Origin of the sequence: Caulobacter radicis (genome assembly GCF_003094615.1) — a bacterium.
Classification (GTDB): Bacteria; Pseudomonadota; Alphaproteobacteria; order Caulobacterales; family Caulobacteraceae; genus Caulobacter; species Caulobacter radicis.
This window is the reverse complement of the sequence record NZ_QDKO01000043.1, coordinates 328,732-347,359: the sequence shown is the minus strand read 5'-3', so window position 1 is coordinate 347,359 and position 18,628 is coordinate 328,732. Positions and strand designations below refer to the sequence as shown.

Here is an 18,628-nt window from a genome sequence, read left to right as displayed (position 1 = left end):
CGCCTCGAAAAGGTTCGCGGCGGATTTCGACCTTCGCCCCGCGGTTGCGCATGAGTGCCTAGCATTTGGGCGCCGATTGCCGGGCCTGAGAAGTCGAGATCGTTCGCTCCCGCAGCATTTCGTCGGGTGACAGCCGTGAAGCGCCCGACTACACGAGGTCTTGGGGGCGCTCCGTGCGGGGACTTGGCTTGGTGCGTAAGACGACAGTTCTGGGCTTGGCGGCCGCAATCGCGGCCGTTGCGGCTCAGGCTAAAGCGGACGAACCATCGGCGACCATCACCGGCGTCGAGGATCGCGCCCTGCGCGAAACCATCCAGCGCGCCCTGACCCAATCCGACACCCCGCCGGCCAGCCGCTCCGAGGCCCGTCGTCGCGCCCGCGACGCCGCCAACGCCGCCGTGGCCGTGCTGCGCGCCGAGGGCTACTACGCCTATGTCGTCGACCCCGATGTCACCGAGACGGACCCGCCGCGCGGCACGGTGAAGGTCACGCCCGGCCAGTTGTTCGTGATCGCCGATCCCCGCATCGATTGGTCGGGAGCGCCGCCCGACGAGGGGGTCCGCGAGCGCGCCTTTTCCGTGCTGGGGCTGACCGAAGGGGCGGCCGGCCGCGCCGCCGAAATCCTGGGCGCCGAAGGGCGCGCGGTCGCGCAGGTGCAGAAGCTGGGCTACGCCGACGCCGCGGCCGATCCGCGTCAGGTGATCGTCGACCACGCCGACCACACCGTCCGCCCGACCTTCGTCATCGCCGCCGGCGACCTGGTGAAGGTCGATGGCGTCGAGCTTTCGACCAAGGGCCGCACGCGCATCGAATGGCTGCAACGCCTGGCGCCCTGGAAGGAAGGCGACGTCTACGATCCAGAAGACATCGCCGAGCTCGAGCGCCGCCTGCGCGACACCGGCGTCTACGACACCGTGTCGGTGGCCCTGGCGCCCAAGGACAAGGCCACGCCCGAGGGGCTTCGCCCGATCCAGGTGACGCTGGCTGACCGGGCCTCGCGCACGCTCGAACTGGGCGCCGGCTATTCGACCAGCGAAGGTCCCGGCGTCGACGCCAAGTGGATCCGCTACAACCGCCTGCGCCGCGCCGATACGACGACCATCACCACCCGCGTCGCCAAGCTGGAAAAGAGCCTGGAGGGCTCGGTGGCGCTGCCGCATTGGGGCCGGCCGCAGCAGACGCTGAAGCTGACCAGCCGCGTGTTCGCCGACACCACCGACGCCTATGACGAAACCGGCGCCACGTTGAGCGCCGACCTGACGCGGCGCCTGCAAACCACGCGCTACCGCACCTACGGCCTGTCGGTCGACCTGTCGCAGACCCAGGAACGGACAACCGCCAACGGCCTGCCCGTGGGCCAGCGGCTGAACCTGGCGACCTTCACGGCGCTGGGCGCCTATGCCTGGGACTATTCGGACAACATCCTTGATCCCCGCCGCGGCTGGCGGGTGGAGGCGCGGGCCGAGCCGACCGCCATCACCGGCGAGACCAGCCTGGTCTATATCCGCACCCAGGCCCAGGGCTCGGCCTACATCCCGTTCGGCAAGGAGGCCGACACCGTGCTGGCGGGGCGGCTGAAGCTGGGCGCCATGCTGGGCGGCACCATGCCCGAGGTGCCGGCGTCGCGGCGCTTCTATTCGGGCGGCGGTGGTTCCGTGCGTGGCTATTCCTACCAGGCCATCGGCCCGCGCCTGTCGGACAACACGCCGCAAGGCGGCCTGTCGCTGTTCGAGGGCTCCATCGAGCTGCGCCACCGCTTCACCCAGCAGTGGGGCGGCGTGGTGTTCATCGACGCCGGCGCGGTGGGAACCGAGCCGACGCCCAACACCCGCGACTTCAGCGTCGGCGCCGGCTTCGGCGTCCGCTACGACCTGGGCTTTGGCCCCATCCGCGCCGACATCGCGTTCCCGCTCGAGAAGCGCGAGGGCGACGCGGCATTCCAGATCTATCTCAGCATCGGGCAGAGCTTTTGACCGACGCCGCGCCGCCGCCAGAACCCGTCGAACAAGTCGCAGAGGCCGCGGCCAAGGTCGCGCGCCGCATCGGCGGGCCCGGCTGGCTGATCATCATCTCGGTGACTCTGGTGGCCATCGTCGCCCTGGCGCTGGGCGTCGTGCGCTATGGCGTGATCACGCCGCAGGGACGCGCCTTCCTCGAAGCGCGCACCAGCGGCTTGAAGCTCGGCCGCATCGGCACGCTGAAGATCGAAGGCCTTTCTGGCGACATCTGGCGTGATTTCGGCGTCCGTCGGCTGACGATTTCCGACGAGAAGGGCGTCTGGCTGGAGGGCGCCGATCTGCGCGTCGTCTGGAAGCCGCGCGAGCTTTGGTGGCGGCGTTTCCACGCCGAGAGCATCGAGGCGCGACAGGTCACCCTCGTGCGTCGCCCGACCCTTGGTCCGAAGGGTAAGTCGGGCGCCGCGCCGATCTCGGCGGACCTCGACGCCTTCAAGCTGCGGCTGGTCACCCGGCCGGCGTTCAGCAACGTCGCCGGCGACTTCGACCTGTCGGGCGCCTACGAGATGGCGCGGATGGGCGGCCAGGCCGGACGGCTTTCGGCCGCCAGCCGCCTGCATCCCGGCGACCACCTGGATCTCGTCTTCGACCTGGGGCGCGACAAGACCCTGCTTTTGACCGCCGTGGGCCGCGAGGCCAAGGGCGGCGCCTTGGCGGGGAGCCTGGGCCTGCCGGCCGATCGCCCCTTCATGCTCGACGCCAAGGCCAACGGCACGACCGAGGCCGGCGCCTTCACGCTAAAGGCCCAGAGCGGCCAGGACGTGCCCCTCCGCGCCGGCGGGGCCTGGAACGCCCTGGGCGGTTCGGCCAGCGGCCACGTCGATCTCTCGGCCTCCAGCCACACCGATCTCTACGAGCGCATGTTCGGCGCGGCGGTGGACGTCGATGTCGTCGGCCGCAAGGCGGGGACGATGACCGACCTGTCCCTGAAGCTGCGGGCGCCCAACCTTTCGCTCGACGCCACCGGACCGGCCGAGCTGGCCAAGCGCCGCACCGCGCCGGAAGGCGTGACCTTCTCGGCGGCGGTCAAGGATCTCTCCAAGATCACCCCGATGCCCAAGATGGGCGCGGCGAAGGCCCAGGGCGTATTCAAGTTCGGGGACGGCGGCTTCTCGGTCGAAGGGCCGGGCGACGTCTCCAGCCTCGAACTGTTCGGCTACCGCCTGGCGCGGGCCAGGGGGCCGGTCTTCGTCGGCTGGAGCAAGGGCGAGCTGACCATCCGGGCCTCGGCGACGGGCGAGGGCGGGGCGGGCGAGGGCCTGCTGGCGCCGCTGGGCCGCGCGCCCAAGGCCGATTTCGAGGGCGCGCGCCTGAAGGACGGTCGCTTCCTGATCAAGCGGGCCAAGATCGTCGCGCCCAACATCGTCGTCGAGGGTGAAGGCCAGCGCGGCCTGCTGGGCGGCTTGTCGTTCGACGGCACGGCCAAGGTCGCCTCGCTGGCGCCGATCCGTCCCGGCATGAAGGGCTCGGCCTCGATCAAGTGGTCGGCCAGCCAGGCGCGCGACAAGCCCTGGAACTTCAACGCCGAAGCGCGAGGCGCGGGCTTCGCCAGCGGCCTGGCCGAACTGGACCGTCTGGTCGGCGCCGCCCCGCGGGTCTCGGCGCGCGCGGCCTGGGACAACGGCAAGCTGTCGTTGGCTGACGGCAAGCTCGACGGCGCGGCCGCCCGCGCCAGGGCTTCGGGCGTCATGAACCCGGGCGGCGCCCTGGCCTTCAAGCTAGACTGGTCGGCCGAAGGGCCGTTCGGCGCGGGTCCGGTCGAGGTCAGCGGCAAGGCCTCCGGGACGGGGGCGATCACCGGTACGCTCACCGCCCCCCGCGCCGATCTGCATGCGGCCTTCGACAGCATCGACCTGCCGCGCCTGCCGCTGAAGGACGCCAAGCTGGCCCTGACCTTCGCCAAGCGCGCCGACGGCGCCGACGGTACGGCCGCACTGGAGGCGACCAGCCAGTACGGACCGGCGCGCGGCAAGACCGCGTTCAGCTTCGCGCCCGGCGGGCTGGAGCTGTCCGATCTCGACATCGACGCCGGAGGGCTGAAAGCGGGCGGCGCCGCGTCGCTGCGTGACGGCCGTCCGGCGACGGCCGACCTGACCGTGGCCGTCGGACCCGGCGCCTTCCTGGCACAAGGCTCGGTGCGCGGCTCGGTGAAGATCGTCGACGCCGCCGGCGGGCCGACCGCGACTCTGGACCTAGCCGCCCAGGACGTCACCGGCGGGGCCTGGAAGGTCCGCAACGCCGCCATCAAGGCCTCGGGACCGATGAGCCGTCTGCCGCTGACGCTCGATGCGCGGGGCGAGGGGCCGTCCGGGCGCTGGCGGTTGGGCGGCAGCGGCGTGCTGGCGCAACAGGCCGACGACTATCTCCTGACCCTCGACGCCAAGGGGCGCATGGCGCGCACCGAGGTGTCCACCCGCGAAGCCGCCCAGATCCGTTTCGGCGGCCCGCGCACATCCGGCCGCCTGCGCCTGAATGTCGGGGACGGCCGCGCCGACCTTGATCTGGATCTCGGCGGCGAACTGGCCAACCTGCGCGCCGACCTGGTCGGGGTCAGCCTGACCGCGCTCAATCCGGACCTGACCGGTCGCATCGACGCCCGCGTCTCGATGCGAGGCCAGGGCGAGGCCCTGGACGGCGAACTCGACGCCAACCTGTCGGGCGCCCGCGAGCGCGGGGCCAAGGCCGAGCAGTCGCTGGACGCCACCATCCACGGCGACCTGCGCGACAAGGTGATGACCATCCGGGCCAGCGGCAGCAACCCGCAAGGTCTCAAGGCCGAGGCCGACCTGACCCTGCCGACCGAAGCCTCGGCCAAGCCCTTCCGGTTGGCGATCGATCGCCGTCGCGCCGTACAGGGGCGGTTCCTGGCCCAGGGCGAGATCAAGCCGCTTTGGGACCTGCTGATCGGTCCTGAGCGCGGACTGTCGGGGAAGATCGACGCCGAAGGCACGCTGGCGGGCACGCTGGCCGATCCGCGCCTGGTGGGCCGCGCCTCGCTGTCGGGCGGCCGTTTCGAGGACGGCCAGACGGGCCTGCGGCTGCAGGACGTGGCGATCTCGGCCAATCTGGCCGACAACGCCATCGACGTCAGCCAGGCCCAGGCGGGCGATGGTCGCGGCGGCACGGCCTCGGGCGCGGGTCGCATCAGCCTGGCGCGCGACGGCGTCGGCAGTTTCCGCCTGGACATGAAGAACTTCCAGGTCATCGACAACGAACTGGCCAAGGCCCAGGCGACCGGCCAGACGACGATCAACCGCGCCGCTGACGGCAAGGTGAAGCTGTCGGGCGCCCTGACCATCGATCGCGCCGACGTCTCGGCCCAGTCCAAGACCCCGGCCGGCGTCGTCTCGATGGACGTCATCGAGCGCAACCGGCCCCAGGATCTGGTCCAGGGCGTCGAGATCCAGCCGCGCAAGCCCAATTCGGGCATGGCGCTGGACGTCACCCTCAAGGCCCCGCGGCGGATCTTCGTGAAGGGCCGTGGCCTGGACGTCGAACTTTCGCTGGACGCCCATGTCGGCGGCACCACCGCCAGCCCCGTGCTGGACGGTGTCGCCCGCGTGGTGCGCGGCGAGTACGACTTCGCCGGCAAGCGCTTCGAGTTCGACGACGACGGGGTGGTGCGCCTGGCCACCCAGCTGGAGCGCATCCGTCTCGATCTGACCGCCACCCGTGAGGACGACGCCCTGACCGCGATCATCCAGGTGAAGGGCACGGCGGCCAAGCCCGAGATCACCCTGACCTCCAAGCCCGAATTGCCGCAGGACGAGGTGCTTTCGCAGGTGCTGTTCGGGTCGTCGGCCGCCCAGCTGTCGCCGATCGAGGCCGCGCAGCTGGCCTCGGCCCTGGCGTCGCTGGCCGGCGGCGGCGGCTTCGACGTCATCGGCAACCTGCGCAGCTTCGCGCGTCTCGATCGCCTGGCGTTCGCCGAGAGCAGCACCGGCATGACCGTTGCCGGCGGCAAGTACGTCACCGACGACGTCTACGTGGAGATCATCGGCGGCGGCCGTGAAGGGCCCGCGGCGCAGGTCGAATGGCGCATCCGACGGGCCCTGTCGCTGGTTTCGCGCCTGGGCGGCGACGGCGACGCCAAGCTTTCGGTGAAATGGCGAAAGGACTACAGGTAGAGCGCGCCAGGGCAAGGCTGTTGCGCGGGCGCCCGGTTTCCCTTCGAAAGGAAACAACGTTTTGCCCGCGCTCCCTGGACTAGGCTTTGGCCAAGGGAGACAGCGAATCCATGCGGATCGACGACGAAGATCGGGCTGTCCTGGGGAGTTTGGCCGCTGACGGGCCCCGGATGATCGACCGGGCCGTCGCCTGGTGCGCCATAAACTCGGGCAGCCGCCACATCGCCGGCCTTGAACGGCAGAGGCAGGTTCTGGTCGAGGCCTTCTCGGCCCTGCCGGCGGCGCCGGCCGAAGTGCCGCTGACCGCCTCGCCGGAGATCGCCGCGGACGGCCGCCAGGTGGAGCAGACGCATCCGCCGGCTATCGCCGTCGTCGTGCGGCCCGAGGCGCCGGTGCAGGTCGTGCTGACGGGCCACTACGACACCGTCTATCCCGAGAGTTCGACCTTCCAGACCGTCAGCACCCGCCCCGACGGCGCGCTGCACGGCCCCGGCATCGCCGACATGAAGGGCGGTCTTTCGGTCATGCTCGGCGCGCTGGAGGCGTTCGAGCGCCATCCCAAGGCCGGCAATCTCGGCTATCGCGTGCTGATCTCGCCTGATGAAGAGATCGGCTCGATCGCCTCGGCCCCGGTCCTGGCCGACTTCGCGCGCCTGGGCCATGTGGGCCTGACCTACGAACCGGCCCTGGCCGACGGCGCCCTGGCCAGCGTGCGCAAGGGCTCGGGCAACTTCCACATCGTCGTCCATGGTCGCGCCGCCCATGCCGGCCGCGACTTCGCCTCCGGACGCAACGCGGTGATGGAGGCCGCGCGTCTCGCCCACGCGCTGCACGCCCTGAATGGGCGGCGCGAGGGCGTCACCCTCAACGTGGCCAAGATCGACGGCGGCTCGCCGTTGAACATGGTGCCGGACGTGGCGGTGCTGCGGTTCAACGTCCGCTTTCCTTCGGCCGTCGACGCCGCCTGGCTGGAGGGCGAGATCGCCGCCATCGTGGCCACCACGACGGGCGACGGCCTGCACGCCCACATGCACGGCCGCATCACCCGCGGGGCCAAGCCGTTCAACGCCGCCCAGCAACAGCTGTTCGGCGCGGTCAAGGAAGTCGGCGCGCTGCTTGGCCAGGACATCGCCTGGAAGCCGTCGGGCGGGGTCTGCGAGGGCAACAACCTCTTCGCCTCTGGCTTGCCCAATATCGACAGCCTGGGCGTACGCGGCGGCGATATCCATAGCGAGGCCGAGCACGCCTGGCCCGCCAGCTTCGTCGAACGCGCCCAGCTGTCGGCCCTGACCCTGATGAAACTGGCGAGCGGCGACATCGACGCCCACGCGATCCGCGCGGCCATGGCCGCCATGCCGGAGACCCTCTGAATGCTCGTCGTTCGTCCCGCCGGATCGGCGGATTTCGACTCCCTGATGGAACTGGCCGTGCTGTCGGGACGGGGCTTCACCAGCCTGCCCGAGGACGAGCCGACCCTGCGTGAGCGCCTGGCGCTGTCGGAGGCCAGTTTCCAGGCCGGCGTCGCGCCGCTGGAGGCCTGGTACACCCTGATGCTGGAAGACCTGGAGACCGGCGTCGTCGACGGCGTCGCAGGGGTCAAGGCCGCGGTCGGCATCAAGCGGCCGTTCTTTTCGTTCCGCGTCGTGACCCTGGCCCAGTCCTCGCCTGTGCTGGAGATGCGCTTCGACCACAAGGCCCTCGTCCTGGTGAACGAGTGCGCCGGCTGGTCGGAAGTCGGCTCGCTGTTCCTGCGACCGGAGAAGCGCAAGGGCGGGGCGGGGCGGCTCCTGGCCCAGTCGCGCTACATGCTGATCGGCATCGAGCCGCAGCGGTTTTCCGAGATGGTGCTGGCCGAGCTGCGTGGCTGGTTCGACGACGACGGCTCGTGTCCGTTCTGGGAGCACCTGGCCAGCAAGTTCTTCCGGCTGGACTTCGACCAGGCCGACCTGATGAGCGCCTCGACCAACGGCCAGTTCATCCTCGACCTGGCGCCGCGCCACCCGATCTATACCGAGCTGCTGGCCCCGGCCGCGCGTGACGTCATAGGCAAGGTCCATCGCGACGGCGAGGCCGCCAGGGCCATGCTGGAGCGCGAGGGCTTCCGCTACCAGGGCCTGGTCGACCTGTTCGACGCCGGCCCCACGGTGGCCGCGCCGCGCGACGACATCCGCACCGTGCGCGACGCCCGCCGTCTGCGTGTGAAGATCGGCGAGGACGCGTTCGGCGAGGAGGCCCTGATCTCGACCACCGAGGTCTCGCGGTTCCGCGCCGTGCGGGCGGCGGTGCTGATCGATGGCGAGGCGGCGATCCTGGATCGCGCCACGGCCGACGCTCTTGGCGTGGGCGAAGGCGATCATGTGCGGGTGAAGGCATGAGCGGCGTGTTCATCGACGGCGTCTGGAAAAGCGGGCAGGGGCCCGAGGCCGTCTCCACCGACCCGGCGACCGGCGAGGTGGTGTGGCGCGAGGCGACGGCCTCGTCGGTCGATGTCGAGGCCGCGGTCGCCGCGGCCCGCAAGGCCTTCCACCCATGGGCTGACCTGCCGCGTGAGGCGCGGATCGCCATCCTGCGCCGCTACAAGGAGGTTCTGGTCGAACGCTCCGCATCTTACGCCGAGGCCCTGAGCCGGGAGACCGGCAAGGCGTTGTGGGAGACCAAGGCCGAGATCGGCTCGATGGCCGGCAAGGTCGACGCCTCGATCAAGGCCTATGACGAGCGCACGGGCGTGGCCGAAAATACAATGCCGTTCGGCCGCGCCGTGCTGCGCCACCGCCCGCACGGGGTCATGGCGGTGCTGGGGCCGTTCAACTTCCCCGGCCACCTGCCCAACGGCCACATCGTGCCGGCCCTGCTGGCCGGCGACACCGTGGTCTTCAAGCCTTCGGAAGAGACGCCCCTGGCCGGCCAGCTGCTGGTCGAGGCGCTGGAGGCGGCCGGTGTTCCGGCCGGTGTCGTCAACCTGGTGCAGGGCGGGCGCGAGGTCGGCCAGGCCCTGATCGACCAGGAGATCGACGGCCTGCTGTTCACCGGTTCGGCCCAGGCCGGAACCTTCTTCCGCCGCCATTTCGCCGATCGGCCGGACGTGATCCTGGCCCTGGAGCTGGGCGGCAACAATCCGCTGGTCGCCTGGCAGGCCGGGGATCCTGGCGCCGTCGCGGCCCTGGTGGCCCAGTCTGCCTTCATCACCACCGGCCAGCGCTGTTCCTGCGCCCGCCGCCTGATCGTGCCCGATGGCGCGGAGGGCCAGGCGATCATCGATGCCGTGCTCGACCTTGTCCCGCGCCTGTCGATCGGTCCCTGGAACGGCGATGAGCCCTTCATGGGGCCGCTGATCTCCGAACGCGCCGCCGGCCACGCCCTGGCCGCCGCTGGCCGTATCGATGGCCGGCGCCTGCTTGAGCCCGGCCGCGTCGAGGGCCTGTCGGGCGCCTTCGTCTCGCCGGGCCTGATCGACGTCACCGGCGTCGACGTGCCTGACGAAGAGATCTTCGCCCCGATCCTGCAGGTGCGCCGCGTCGCCTCGTTCGACGAAGCCCTGGTCGCCGCCAACGCCACTCGCTACGGCTTGTCGGCGGGTCTGGTCAGCGAGAACCCGGCCCTGTGGGAACGCTTCCTGGCGCGGATCCGGGCCGGGGTCGTCAACCTCAACCGCCCGACTACCGGCGCGGCCGGGACCATGCCGTTCGGCGGCCTGGGGGCCTCCGGCAACCATCGGCCCAGCGCCTACTACGCCGCCGACTACTGCGCCTATCCGGTGGCCAGCTTCGAGGCCGGCGCGGTGCTCGACACCAGCGCCGACATCAAGGGCCTGCGTCCGTGAGGCCGGCGGTCGAGGTCAATTGCGACGGTCTGGTCGGCCCGACCCACTCCTATGTCGGCCTGTCGCCTGGCAACATCGCCAGTCAGGTCAACGCCGGTCAGGTTTCGGATCCGCGCGCGGCGGTGCTGGAGGGGCTGTCCAAGATGCGGCGGCTGGCCGACTGGGGCGTGCCGCAGTTCGTGCTGCCGCCGCACGAGCGGCCGGCGGTAGGCTTCCTGAAGTCGATCGGGTTCGCAGGTTCCGACGCGTGGGCCATCGAAAGCGCCTGGAAGACCGCGCCAGCTCTGGCCGCCGCCGCCTGCTCGGCCTCGCCGATGTGGGCCGCCAACGCCGCCACGGTGACGCCCAGCGCCGATACGGCCGACGGCCGGGTGCACTTCACGCCAGCCAACCTGCTGACCAATCTGCACCGCAGCCTGGAAGGCCCGCAGACCGCCCGGGCCCTGCGCCGCCTGTTCCCGGACGAGGCCCGCTTCGCCGTCCACGACCCGCTGCCGGTCCAGCCGCACTTCGCCGACGAGGGCGCGGCCAATCACGTGCGGCTCTGCGCCGAGCACGGCGCGCCGGGCGTGAACATGTTCGTCTGGGGCCGCGAGGCGTGGGAGCACTGGAGCGGCGCCTATCCCGCCCGCCAGACCCGCGAGGCCTTCGAGGCGATCCAGCGCCGCCACGCCGCCGCCCGCGCGGTCTTTCCCCGCCAGGGCCGCCGCGCCATCGCCGGCGGGGCCTTCCACAACGACGTCGTCTGCGTGGGCACGCGCGAGACCCTGTTCTTCCACGAGGCCGCCTTCGAGGACCGCGCCGGCATGGAAGCCGAGGTCCGCCGCGCCGCCGAGGGCCTGTTCGAGCCGGTGTTCGTCGAGGTCTCCGAGGCCGACCTGCCGATCGAGGACCTGGTGAAGAGCTACCTCTTCAACTCCCAGCTTCTCGTCCTGCCCGGCGAGGACCGCCTGGTGCTGCTGGCCCCCGGCGAGACCCGCGACAATCCCCGCGCCCGCGCGGTCGCCGAGGGCCTAGTCGCGTCCAACGGTCCGATCGGACGCGTGGAATACGCCGACGTCCGCCAGAGCATGCGCAACGGCGGTGGCCCGGCCTGCCTGCGTCTGCGGGTGGTGCTGACCGACGACGAACTGGCGGCCGCCAATCCGGCGCAGCGCTTCGGCGCGGTGCTGCACGACCGCCTCGCCGACTGGGGAGCGCGCCGCTATCGCGACCGCCTGGCGCCCGCCGACCTGGCCGACCCAAGCTTGCTGCTCGAAAGCCGGGAAGCCCTGGACGAGCTGACGGCCATCCTTGATCTCGGCGGCGGCTTCTATCCGTTCCAGAGAGACGGATGAGCTTCACGATCCGCCCGACCCGGCCGTACGACGCGATCCCGATCGCCGCCGTCCATCGCGCCACCGCCGCTATCCCTGGCGGCATCGCAAGGCGGCCGGAGGAGATCACCGACGGCTATATCAATCGGATCCTGCACGAAGCCCTGGCCGACGGCGTGGGCCTGGTGGCCGTCGAGGAGGGGGGCGACGTCATCGGCGAGATCCACGCGGTGCGCATCCCGGTGAAGCTGTTCTCGCATGTCTTGTCCGACCTGACCGTGGCGGTGCATCCCGACTGGCGGGGCAGGGGCGTCGGCTCGGCGCTGTTCCAGGCGCTGTTCGCGGCGGCGCGAGGGATGGAGCCGCCGATCGTGCGGGTGGAACTGAACGCTGGCGCAGGCAATGCCGGCGCGATCCGGCTCTATGAGCGGCTGGGGTTTCGCGTGGAAGGGCGGCTGGAAAAGCGCGGGCTGCTGCCGGACGGGAGGTTCGAGGACGACATCGCGATGGGGCTCATTCTCTGATCCCTCCCCCTCGCGGGAGAGGGTGGCCTCCCGGAGGGAGGTCGGCTGAGGGGTCTCTCAAATCTGTCCGCCGCGCCAGCCATACGACCGGGCGGAGCTTCTGACTTCTGAGAGACCCCTAATCCGTCGGCTACGCCGCCACCTTCTCCCGCAAGGGGAGAAGGATCAGGAGGCGATCTCGCTCGCCGTCATCGCCTTCACACCCAGACCCCCCAGCCCCGTCAGCAACCGCCGCAGGGCCGAGATCCGGAACGGCTGCCCCGTCACGTACGGCGTCAGGGTAAAGCCCAGCACCCGCCCGCCGAATCGATCGGCGCTTTCGGCCAGATAGTCCGCCGCCTCCAGCACCTGGATCGCCCACTCGTCCTCGCTCTGGCGGCGATCGATCATCAGGGCGCGGTCGTCGAGCTCGTTGGACAGCGGCAAGCCGATGACCTCGCCGGCGTCGGTCCTCATCGCCACGGGAACCTCGTCCTGTTCCCAGTCGAGGCAGATGTCGAAGCCGGCGGCGCGGATCAGGTCGAGCGTGGCGAACGACTGCTGGCGGGCCGGGCTGAGCCACGCGCGCGGCTTCAGCCCCGCCGCGTCGAACCGCGCGCGAACCTCGGCCACCCAGGCGGCTTCCGTCTCGCGATCCAGGCCGCCCCAATGGATGTGGGTGGTCGACAGGCCATAGGCGGCGATCTCGTGGCCGTCGGCCAGGATCGTCTCGATCAAGGGCTTGAGCCGCTCCAGCTGGTCGGCGTTGATAGGGAAGGTCGCCTTCATCCCCGCCGCCTTCAGGGCCTCGAGGATGCGGTAGACGCCCACCCGATTGCCGTAGTCGCGCGTCGTGTAGTGGCGCAGGTCCGGATAGGGCGTGACCATGGCGCCCGGATGCTTGAACGGCTTGCCCGGCGGATTCAGCGGATGGTGCTCGATCGGCACGACGATCATCGCCGCCACCGCCGCGCCGCTCGGCAGCGCGATCGGCGCGCGCTCGGTCGAGGGGCGCCAGGCGTAGCGGTCCTGGTCCATGCCGTAGGACCGATGCGGATAGATCAGGTGCTCGTCAGGCAGCGGCATTGCTAAACCCCGTTCCCGGCGTGGTCAGGCCGCGCGCGGCGATGTCGGCCACGGTCTGGTCGAAATAGTTTTCGCGATAGTGGGCCGCGATCTCGCGAGCCGTGGTGATCCACACCTCGTCGTGGCCGGCGATGTGGCGCAGGGCGTCCTCGAACGGCCGGATGCGGTGCGGCTGGCTGACCAGATAGGCGTGCAGCGGGATGCACATCACCGTGCCCGACTTCTCGCCCTCTTCCAGCAGCTGGTCGAAGTGGCGCTTGAGCACGTCGGCGTAGCGCCAGGGGCTCATCGACAGCGCGCCGTAGGTGATGACGTCGTTGACCTCCAGCGAATAGGGCATCGAGATCAGCTTGCCGGTCCTGGTCTTCACAGGCTGGGGCTGGTCGTCCTGGAAGAGGTCGCAGGTGTACCAGAAGTCGTTTTCGGCCAGCAGGTCGAAGGTCTTCTCGGTGTGGGTCAGGGCTGGCGCGAGGTAGCCGCGGATGCGCTGGCCGGTGGCGGCCTCGACCGAGCGGATCGAGTCCTCGATCACCGCCCGCTCCTGGGCCTCGTCCATGCCGTAGGAATAGCGGGTGTTGTAGATGCCGTGGCTGAAGAACTCCCAGTCCCGCGCCACGCAGGCCTCGATGATCTCCGGATGATGGTCGAGCAGCCCGACCGACAGCGAGATCGAGCCGCGCATGCCGTACTTGTCGAGCAGTTCCATCAGCCGCCAGTGGCCGACCCGGTTGCCCCAGTCGCGCTGCGAGTAGCCCACCACGTCCGGCGAGGGCTTGGGCCAGCCGGGGCGCTGCGGGTTCTTGGGCGGATTGAACTCGTAGTATTCGATGTTGGGCGCGATCCAGAAGGCCAGCTTCTTGCCGTTCGGCCAGACGATCTTGGGCCGATCGCGATAGGGCCAGTGATCGTAGAGGTTGGGATCGGCCTGCATCTGACGCTCCACTCAGCCGGCGGCGTAGGCCGCGCCGGTCTTGGCCATATCAGCAAGGCCGATGCGGTCGTTCACGCCGCCCATGTCGATCATCCGCTCTGCGAACGGACGGGTCGCGCCGTTGGCTTTCAGGCTGGCCAGGAAGGCCTCGGCGGTCGGCACCAGGGCCCGCACCAGCGCGCCGGGCGAGATCACAAGCTTGAAGCCGATGCGGCCCAGTTCACTGGCGTCCAGCAGTGGGGTCTTGCCGCCCTCGACCATGTTGGCCAGCAGCGGAACCCTGCCTGCGAAGGCGTGGGCGATGGCGCTCATCTCGCCGATGGTGCGTGGGGCCTCGACGAAAAGCACGTCTGCGCCGGCCTCGACATAGGCGTGGGCGCGGTCGAGCGCGGCCTCGAAGCCCTCCACCCCGATCGCATCCGTGCGGGCGATGATCAGGGTCTGGTCGCTGGCCCGGGCGTCGAGCGCCGCGCGGATCTTGCCGGCCATCTCGGCGGTCGAAACCAGGCTCTTGTCGGCCAGGTGGCCGCACTTCTTGGGAAAGGTCTGGTCTTCCAGCTGGATCGCGCTCGCGCCCATGCGCTCGAAGATCCGCACGGTGCGCTGCACGTTGACGGCGTTGCCAAAGCCGGTGTCGCCGTCGACGATCAGCGGCAGGGAGACGCGCTCGGCCACGCGGCCCACCACATCGGCTACGTGGTCGAACGACACCAGGCCGATGTCGGGCCGGCCCAGCTGGGTGTAGGCGATGGAGGCGCCGGAAAGATAGATCGCCTCGAAGCCGGCCTGCTCGATCAGCAGGGCCGAAAGGGCGTCATAGGCGCCGGGGGCCAGCAGCGGCGTGTCTTGGGCGAGGCGGTCGCGCAGGCTCATGCGGCGGCTCCCTTCAGGCGTCGTTTCAGGTGCGGGATCAGGCCGTCGTCCTCGATCATCGCCATCAGGTGCGGCGGGATCGGCGTCAGGGCGTAGGTCTTGCCCGTGGTGATGTTCTCGAGACGTCCGGCGACCGGATCCAGAAGGATCCGGTCGCCGTCGCTCACCTCGCCGACCTGGGGAAACACGAAGGCCGGCAAGCCGAGGTTGATGGCGTTGCGGTAGAAGATGCGGGCGAACGAGGTCGCCAGCACCGCGGAGACGCCAAGTAGTCGTAGGGAGACGGCCGCCTGCTCGCGCGACGAGCCGAGGCCGAAATTGGCGCCGGCGAACACCACGTCGCCGGGCTGGACGGTGGAAGCAAAGTCCGGCGCGATGGCCCGCAGGCAGTGCTGTGCGAGTTCTGCCGGCGGCAGCTTCATCAGGTTGCCGGGAGCCAGCAGGTCGGTGTCGATGGCGTCGCCGAAGACGAAGGCTCGGGACATCAGGCTGCTCCCGTCAGGAAGGGGCGGGGATCGACGATGCGCCCCGTCGCGGCCGCGGCGGCCACGGCGTAGGGCGAGCCGAGATAGACGTTCGCCCCGGCATGGCCCATGCGGCCCTGGAAGTTGCGATTGGTCGACGAGATGCAGGTCTCGCCTTCCGCCAGGATTCCCGCGCCCATGCCGGCGCAGGCCCCGCAGCCCGACGGCATCAGCACCGCCCCGGCCGCCAGCAGGGTCTCCATCACGCCTTCGCGGGCCGCCAGTTCGGCCGTGCGGGCCGAGCCCGGGGCCACCAGCAGCCGCACGCCGGAGGCCACGCGGCGGCCCTTCAGTACCTGCGCGGCCATCCGCAGATCCTCGATCTTGGCCCCCACGCAGGCGCCGATATAGGCCTGGTCGATGCGGACCTCGCCGAACTCGGTCGCGTCGCGGGTGTTGGCCGGCGAGTGCGGGGCGGCGATCTGCGGCGCGAGATTGGAGGCGTCGAAGCGGTGCACGGCGGCGTAGGTCGCGTCGGCGTCCGAATGCAGGGCTAGGGCCGCCGCCTCGTCGGCCACCGGCGCGCCCCGCGCGGCCAGATAGGCGAAGGTCACGGCGTCGGGCGCCACCACGCCGGTCTCAGCGCCCAGCTCGGCGGCCATGTTGGCCAGCACCATGCGTTCGGCCATCGGCATGGCCGCGACCAGGGGACCTGCGAATTCCACCGCCTTGAAGGCGTTGTCCATGCCCAGTTCCCGGCACAGGAACAGCATGACGTCCTTGGCGGTGACGCCGGGCTGGAAGGCGCCGGTCCACTCGACGCGGATGGTCTGTGGCACGGCCAGCCAGGTCTCGCCCGTGGCGGCGATGGCGGCCATGTCGGTGGCGCCATAGCCGGCCGCATAGGCCCCGAAGGCGCCGGCCGTGGGCGTGTGGCTGTCGCCGCCGGCGATGAAGGCGCCCGGGCGGATCAGGCCGTGCTCGGGCAGAACAAGGTGGCAGATGCCGACCATGTCGAAGAAATTGGAGACGCCATAGTCACGGGCGAAGTCGCGGGTGGTCTTCAGGATCGCCGCCGACTCCGCGTCGACGGCCGGCACATAGTGGTCCGAGACGATGGCTACCTTGGCTGGATCCCACAGGCCCACGCCCAGCTCTTCCAGCAGCGGACGCCAGCGGCGCGGGCCGCTGCTGTCGTGCGCGAAGGCCAGATCCACCTTGGCCGTCACGAGGTCGCCGGCGCGAACGTCCGGCAGGCCCGCGGCCCTGGCGATCACCTTCTCGACGAGCGTCCGTCCGTCCAACCTAGTCGCCTCCCGGTCAAATCCAGCGGCGACCGGGGTAGGCGCGGGACCCCCGGCTAGAAAGGCGGAAGTTCAGATCAATTGCTGTGCGGTCATTTCCGGCCGCCGGAGGACTTCACGGCCATGCCCCTCGACGCCGCTCGCACCATCCCCGCCTTCGACTGGCGCGACCCGCTCGCCCTCGACGCCCGCCTGACCGAGGACGAGCGCCTGATCCGCGACGCCGCTCGCGCTTACGCGCAGGAGCAACTGCTGCCGCGTGTGGTGTCGGCCTATGCCGACGGCCGCTTCGATCGCGAGATCATGAAGGAGATGGGCGAGCTTGGCCTGTTGGGCTCGACCCTGCCGGAGGAATATGGCGGCGCGGCCGTCAGCCATGTCGCCTACGGTCTGATCGCCGCCGAGATCGAGGCCGTCGACAGCGGCTATCGCTCGGCCATGAGCGTGCAGTCGTCGCTGGTCATGTATCCGATCTAAGCCTTCGGTTCGGAAGAGCAGAAGCGCAAGTGGCTGCCGGGCATGGCGCGCGGAGAGCTGATCGGCTGTTTCGGCCTCACCGAGGCCGACGGTGGTTCGGATCCTGGCTCGATGCGCACCGTGGCCCGCAAGGTCGACGGCGGCTACGTGCTCAACGGCGCCAAGATGTGGATCACCAACAGCCCGATCTCCGACGTCGCCCTGGTCTGGGCCAAGCTAGACGGCGAGATCCGCGGCTTCCTGGTCGAGCGCGGGACCGAGGGTTTCTCGACCCCCAAGATCGACGACAAGCTCAGCTTGCGCGCCTCGATCACCGGCGAGATCGTGCTGCAGGACGTGCTGGTGGCCGACGACGCCATCCTGCCGGGCGTGAAGGGCCTGCGCGGTCCGTTCTCGTGCCTCAACAAGGCCCGCTACGGCATCGCCTGGGGCGCGATGGGCGCGGCGCGCTTCTGCCTGGAGACCAGCGCGGCCTATGTGGCCGATCGCGTCGTCTTCGGCCGTCCTCTGGCCGCCCGCCAGCTGATCCAGAAGAAGCTGGCAGACATGCAGACCGAGATCGCCCTCGGCTTCGAGAGCGCGCTCGCTCTTGGGCGGAGGCTCGACGCCGGCGACTGGGTTCCCGAGGCCATCAGCCTGATGAAGCGCAACAACTGCGGCAAGGCCCTGATCATCGCCCGCGAGGCCCGCGACATTCACGGCGGGGCCGGCATCTCCGGCGCCAGCCACGTGATGCGCCACGCCGCCAACCTCGAGACGGTCAACACCTACGAAGGCGCGGCCGATGTCCACGCCCTGATCCTGGGCCGGGCGATCACCGGCATCGCCGCTTTCTGATCGAGCGAGGTCCTCGCGCTTCGACAAGCTCAGCGTGAGGATCTCGACTGAACCGCCGTTTCCGTAGCCCTCATCCTGAGCCTGTCGAAGGATGAGGGCGGTTCCACAGTCGAGACCGCCATGAAGCACCAGACCATCCGCGGCAAGATCCTCTACACCTCGCGCAAGCCGGGCCGCGAAGGCCAGGAGCGGGGGCGCGAGCACTTCGCCATGACCCGCCACACCGACGGCAAGGTGACGATCCGCGCTCAGTGCGAGATCGACGAGCCCGATCCCACCGTCCTGCGCGACGCGATCTATTCGCTCGACGAGCACGGCCGGCCGATGGACCTGCACCTGCGCCTGACGGTCGGTGACCGGTTCATGGGCTCGGGCTGGTTCCGGTTCACGGAGGACTTCATCGAGTGCGAGAGCTACGGTCCGTCGATCGGCCGCCTGTCGCAGAAAATGCCGACCAATGGCTTCTTCGACGGCTTCGGCACCCATCCGATCATCGGCGACGCCTACATCTGCAAGGTGATGGACGTCGCCAAGGGGCCGCACAAGCGCAAGCTGCGCATCTTCCTGCCGTCCGTCGACCACCGGGGCGCCACCCCGCCGCAGATCGTCGAGAGCAGCATCACGCTGGAATATGTCGGCGAGGAAGAGACCACGACTCCGGCCGGGACCTTCGCCTGCCGCCGCTTCCGCTTCCTCGGCGAGGACGGCGGCATGGTCAGCAAGGACGGCGAACACCCCACCTACGACATGTGGGTCACGGCCGACGAGCACTCGCTGTTCGTGAAGGGCGGCGTCGGCGGCTACATGCAGACCTGGTACGAGCTGGTGGAGTTGCAGCGGTAGGGGCGCAAACCAAATCCCTCTCTCTTGGAGAG

At 70.1% G+C, this 18,628-nt stretch carries 15 protein-coding genes; 10 read left to right on the top strand and 5 right to left on the bottom strand.

Going from position 1 to position 18,628, the window contains the following annotated elements; translation table 11 throughout:
* Window positions 1-191: 191 nt before the first annotated feature.
* The 7 genes from DDF62_RS24215 to DDF62_RS24185 all read left to right on the top strand — a co-directional run bounded on the left by DDF62_RS24215 (window position 192) and on the right by DDF62_RS24185 (window position 11,802).
* Window positions 192-1,973, top strand: coding sequence for an autotransporter assembly complex protein TamA (locus tag DDF62_RS24215; RefSeq protein WP_482764088.1), 1,782 nt, complete (start codon window positions 192-194; stop codon window positions 1,971-1,973).
* Window positions 1,970-6,142 carry a translocation/assembly module TamB domain-containing protein gene (locus DDF62_RS24210; RefSeq protein WP_116491482.1) on the top strand — a complete coding sequence of 1,391 codons (4,173 nt, stop codon included), beginning with the start codon at window positions 1,970-1,972 and terminating at the stop codon, window positions 6,140-6,142. The genes DDF62_RS24215 and DDF62_RS24210 overlap by 4 nt, the downstream gene beginning before the upstream one ends.
* 110 nt (window positions 6,143-6,252) lie before the next feature.
* Complete coding sequence (locus tag DDF62_RS24205) at window positions 6,253-7,512, top strand: hydrolase (RefSeq protein ID WP_116491481.1); 1,260 nt, start codon at window positions 6,253-6,255, stop codon at window positions 7,510-7,512.
* A complete protein-coding gene (locus DDF62_RS24200; protein WP_116491480.1) occupies window positions 7,513-8,517 on the top strand; it encodes an arginine N-succinyltransferase in 1,005 nt (334 codons plus the stop codon).
* Window positions 8,514-9,962 (top strand): succinylglutamate-semialdehyde dehydrogenase, encoded by a 1,449-nt coding sequence (gene astD, locus DDF62_RS24195; protein WP_116491479.1) that lies wholly within the window; start codon window positions 8,514-8,516, stop codon window positions 9,960-9,962. Before DDF62_RS24200 ends, astD begins: the two co-directional genes overlap by 4 nt.
* Window positions 9,959-11,299, top strand: a complete 1,341-nt coding sequence (locus DDF62_RS24190) for an N-succinylarginine dihydrolase (RefSeq protein ID WP_116491478.1) — start codon at window positions 9,959-9,961, stop codon at window positions 11,297-11,299. The genes astD and DDF62_RS24190 overlap by 4 nt, the downstream gene beginning before the upstream one ends.
* Window positions 11,296-11,802, top strand: a complete 507-nt coding sequence (locus DDF62_RS24185; RefSeq protein ID WP_116491477.1) for a GNAT family N-acetyltransferase — start codon at window positions 11,296-11,298, stop codon at window positions 11,800-11,802. The genes DDF62_RS24190 and DDF62_RS24185 overlap by 4 nt, the downstream gene beginning before the upstream one ends.
* Before the next feature lie 165 nt (window positions 11,803-11,967).
* On the opposite strand, the gene DDF62_RS24180 is transcribed toward DDF62_RS24185, so the two are convergent.
* From DDF62_RS24180 to DDF62_RS24160, 5 genes are read right to left on the bottom strand one after another with little or no spacing between them, the layout of a single operon-like run.
* Window positions 11,968-12,867, bottom strand: coding sequence for a polysaccharide deacetylase family protein (locus tag DDF62_RS24180; protein ID WP_116491476.1), 900 nt, complete (start codon window positions 12,865-12,867; stop codon window positions 11,968-11,970).
* Window positions 12,854-13,798: a polysaccharide deacetylase family protein gene (locus DDF62_RS24175; protein ID WP_116491573.1), complete on the bottom strand. Its 945-nt coding sequence runs from the start codon at window positions 13,796-13,798 to the stop codon at window positions 12,854-12,856. Before DDF62_RS24175 ends, DDF62_RS24180 begins: the two co-directional genes overlap by 14 nt.
* Window positions 13,799-13,810: 12 nt before the next feature.
* Window positions 13,811-14,671, bottom strand: coding sequence for an isocitrate lyase/PEP mutase family protein (locus DDF62_RS24170; RefSeq protein ID WP_116491475.1), 861 nt, complete (start codon window positions 14,669-14,671; stop codon window positions 13,811-13,813).
* The gene (locus DDF62_RS24165) at window positions 14,668-15,156 is read right to left on the bottom strand and encodes a LeuD/DmdB family oxidoreductase small subunit (RefSeq protein ID WP_244286933.1); all 489 of its coding nucleotides are present in this window, start codon (window positions 15,154-15,156) and stop codon (window positions 14,668-14,670) included. Before DDF62_RS24165 ends, DDF62_RS24170 begins: the two co-directional genes overlap by 4 nt.
* Window positions 15,156-16,439 (bottom strand): aconitase/3-isopropylmalate dehydratase large subunit family protein, encoded by a 1,284-nt coding sequence (locus tag DDF62_RS24160; RefSeq protein ID WP_116491473.1) that lies wholly within the window; start codon window positions 16,437-16,439, stop codon window positions 15,156-15,158. Before DDF62_RS24160 ends, DDF62_RS24165 begins: the two co-directional genes overlap by 1 nt.
* A gap of 123 nt (window positions 16,440-16,562) precedes the next feature.
* On the opposite strand from DDF62_RS24160, the gene DDF62_RS26825 reads away from it, so the two are divergent.
* From DDF62_RS26825 to DDF62_RS24150, 3 genes are all read left to right on the top strand, one after another.
* Complete coding sequence (locus DDF62_RS26825; protein WP_244286932.1) at window positions 16,563-16,916, top strand: acyl-CoA dehydrogenase family protein; 354 nt, start codon at window positions 16,563-16,565, stop codon at window positions 16,914-16,916.
* A gap of 42 nt (window positions 16,917-16,958) precedes the next feature.
* Window positions 16,959-17,753 carry an acyl-CoA dehydrogenase family protein gene (locus DDF62_RS24155; RefSeq protein WP_244286931.1) on the top strand — a complete coding sequence of 265 codons (795 nt, stop codon included), beginning with the start codon at window positions 16,959-16,961 and terminating at the stop codon, window positions 17,751-17,753.
* Between the two features lie 120 nt (window positions 17,754-17,873).
* Window positions 17,874-18,596 (top strand): DUF3108 domain-containing protein, encoded by a 723-nt coding sequence (locus tag DDF62_RS24150; protein ID WP_116491472.1) that lies wholly within the window; start codon window positions 17,874-17,876, stop codon window positions 18,594-18,596.
* Window positions 18,597-18,628: the final 32 nt, after the last annotated feature.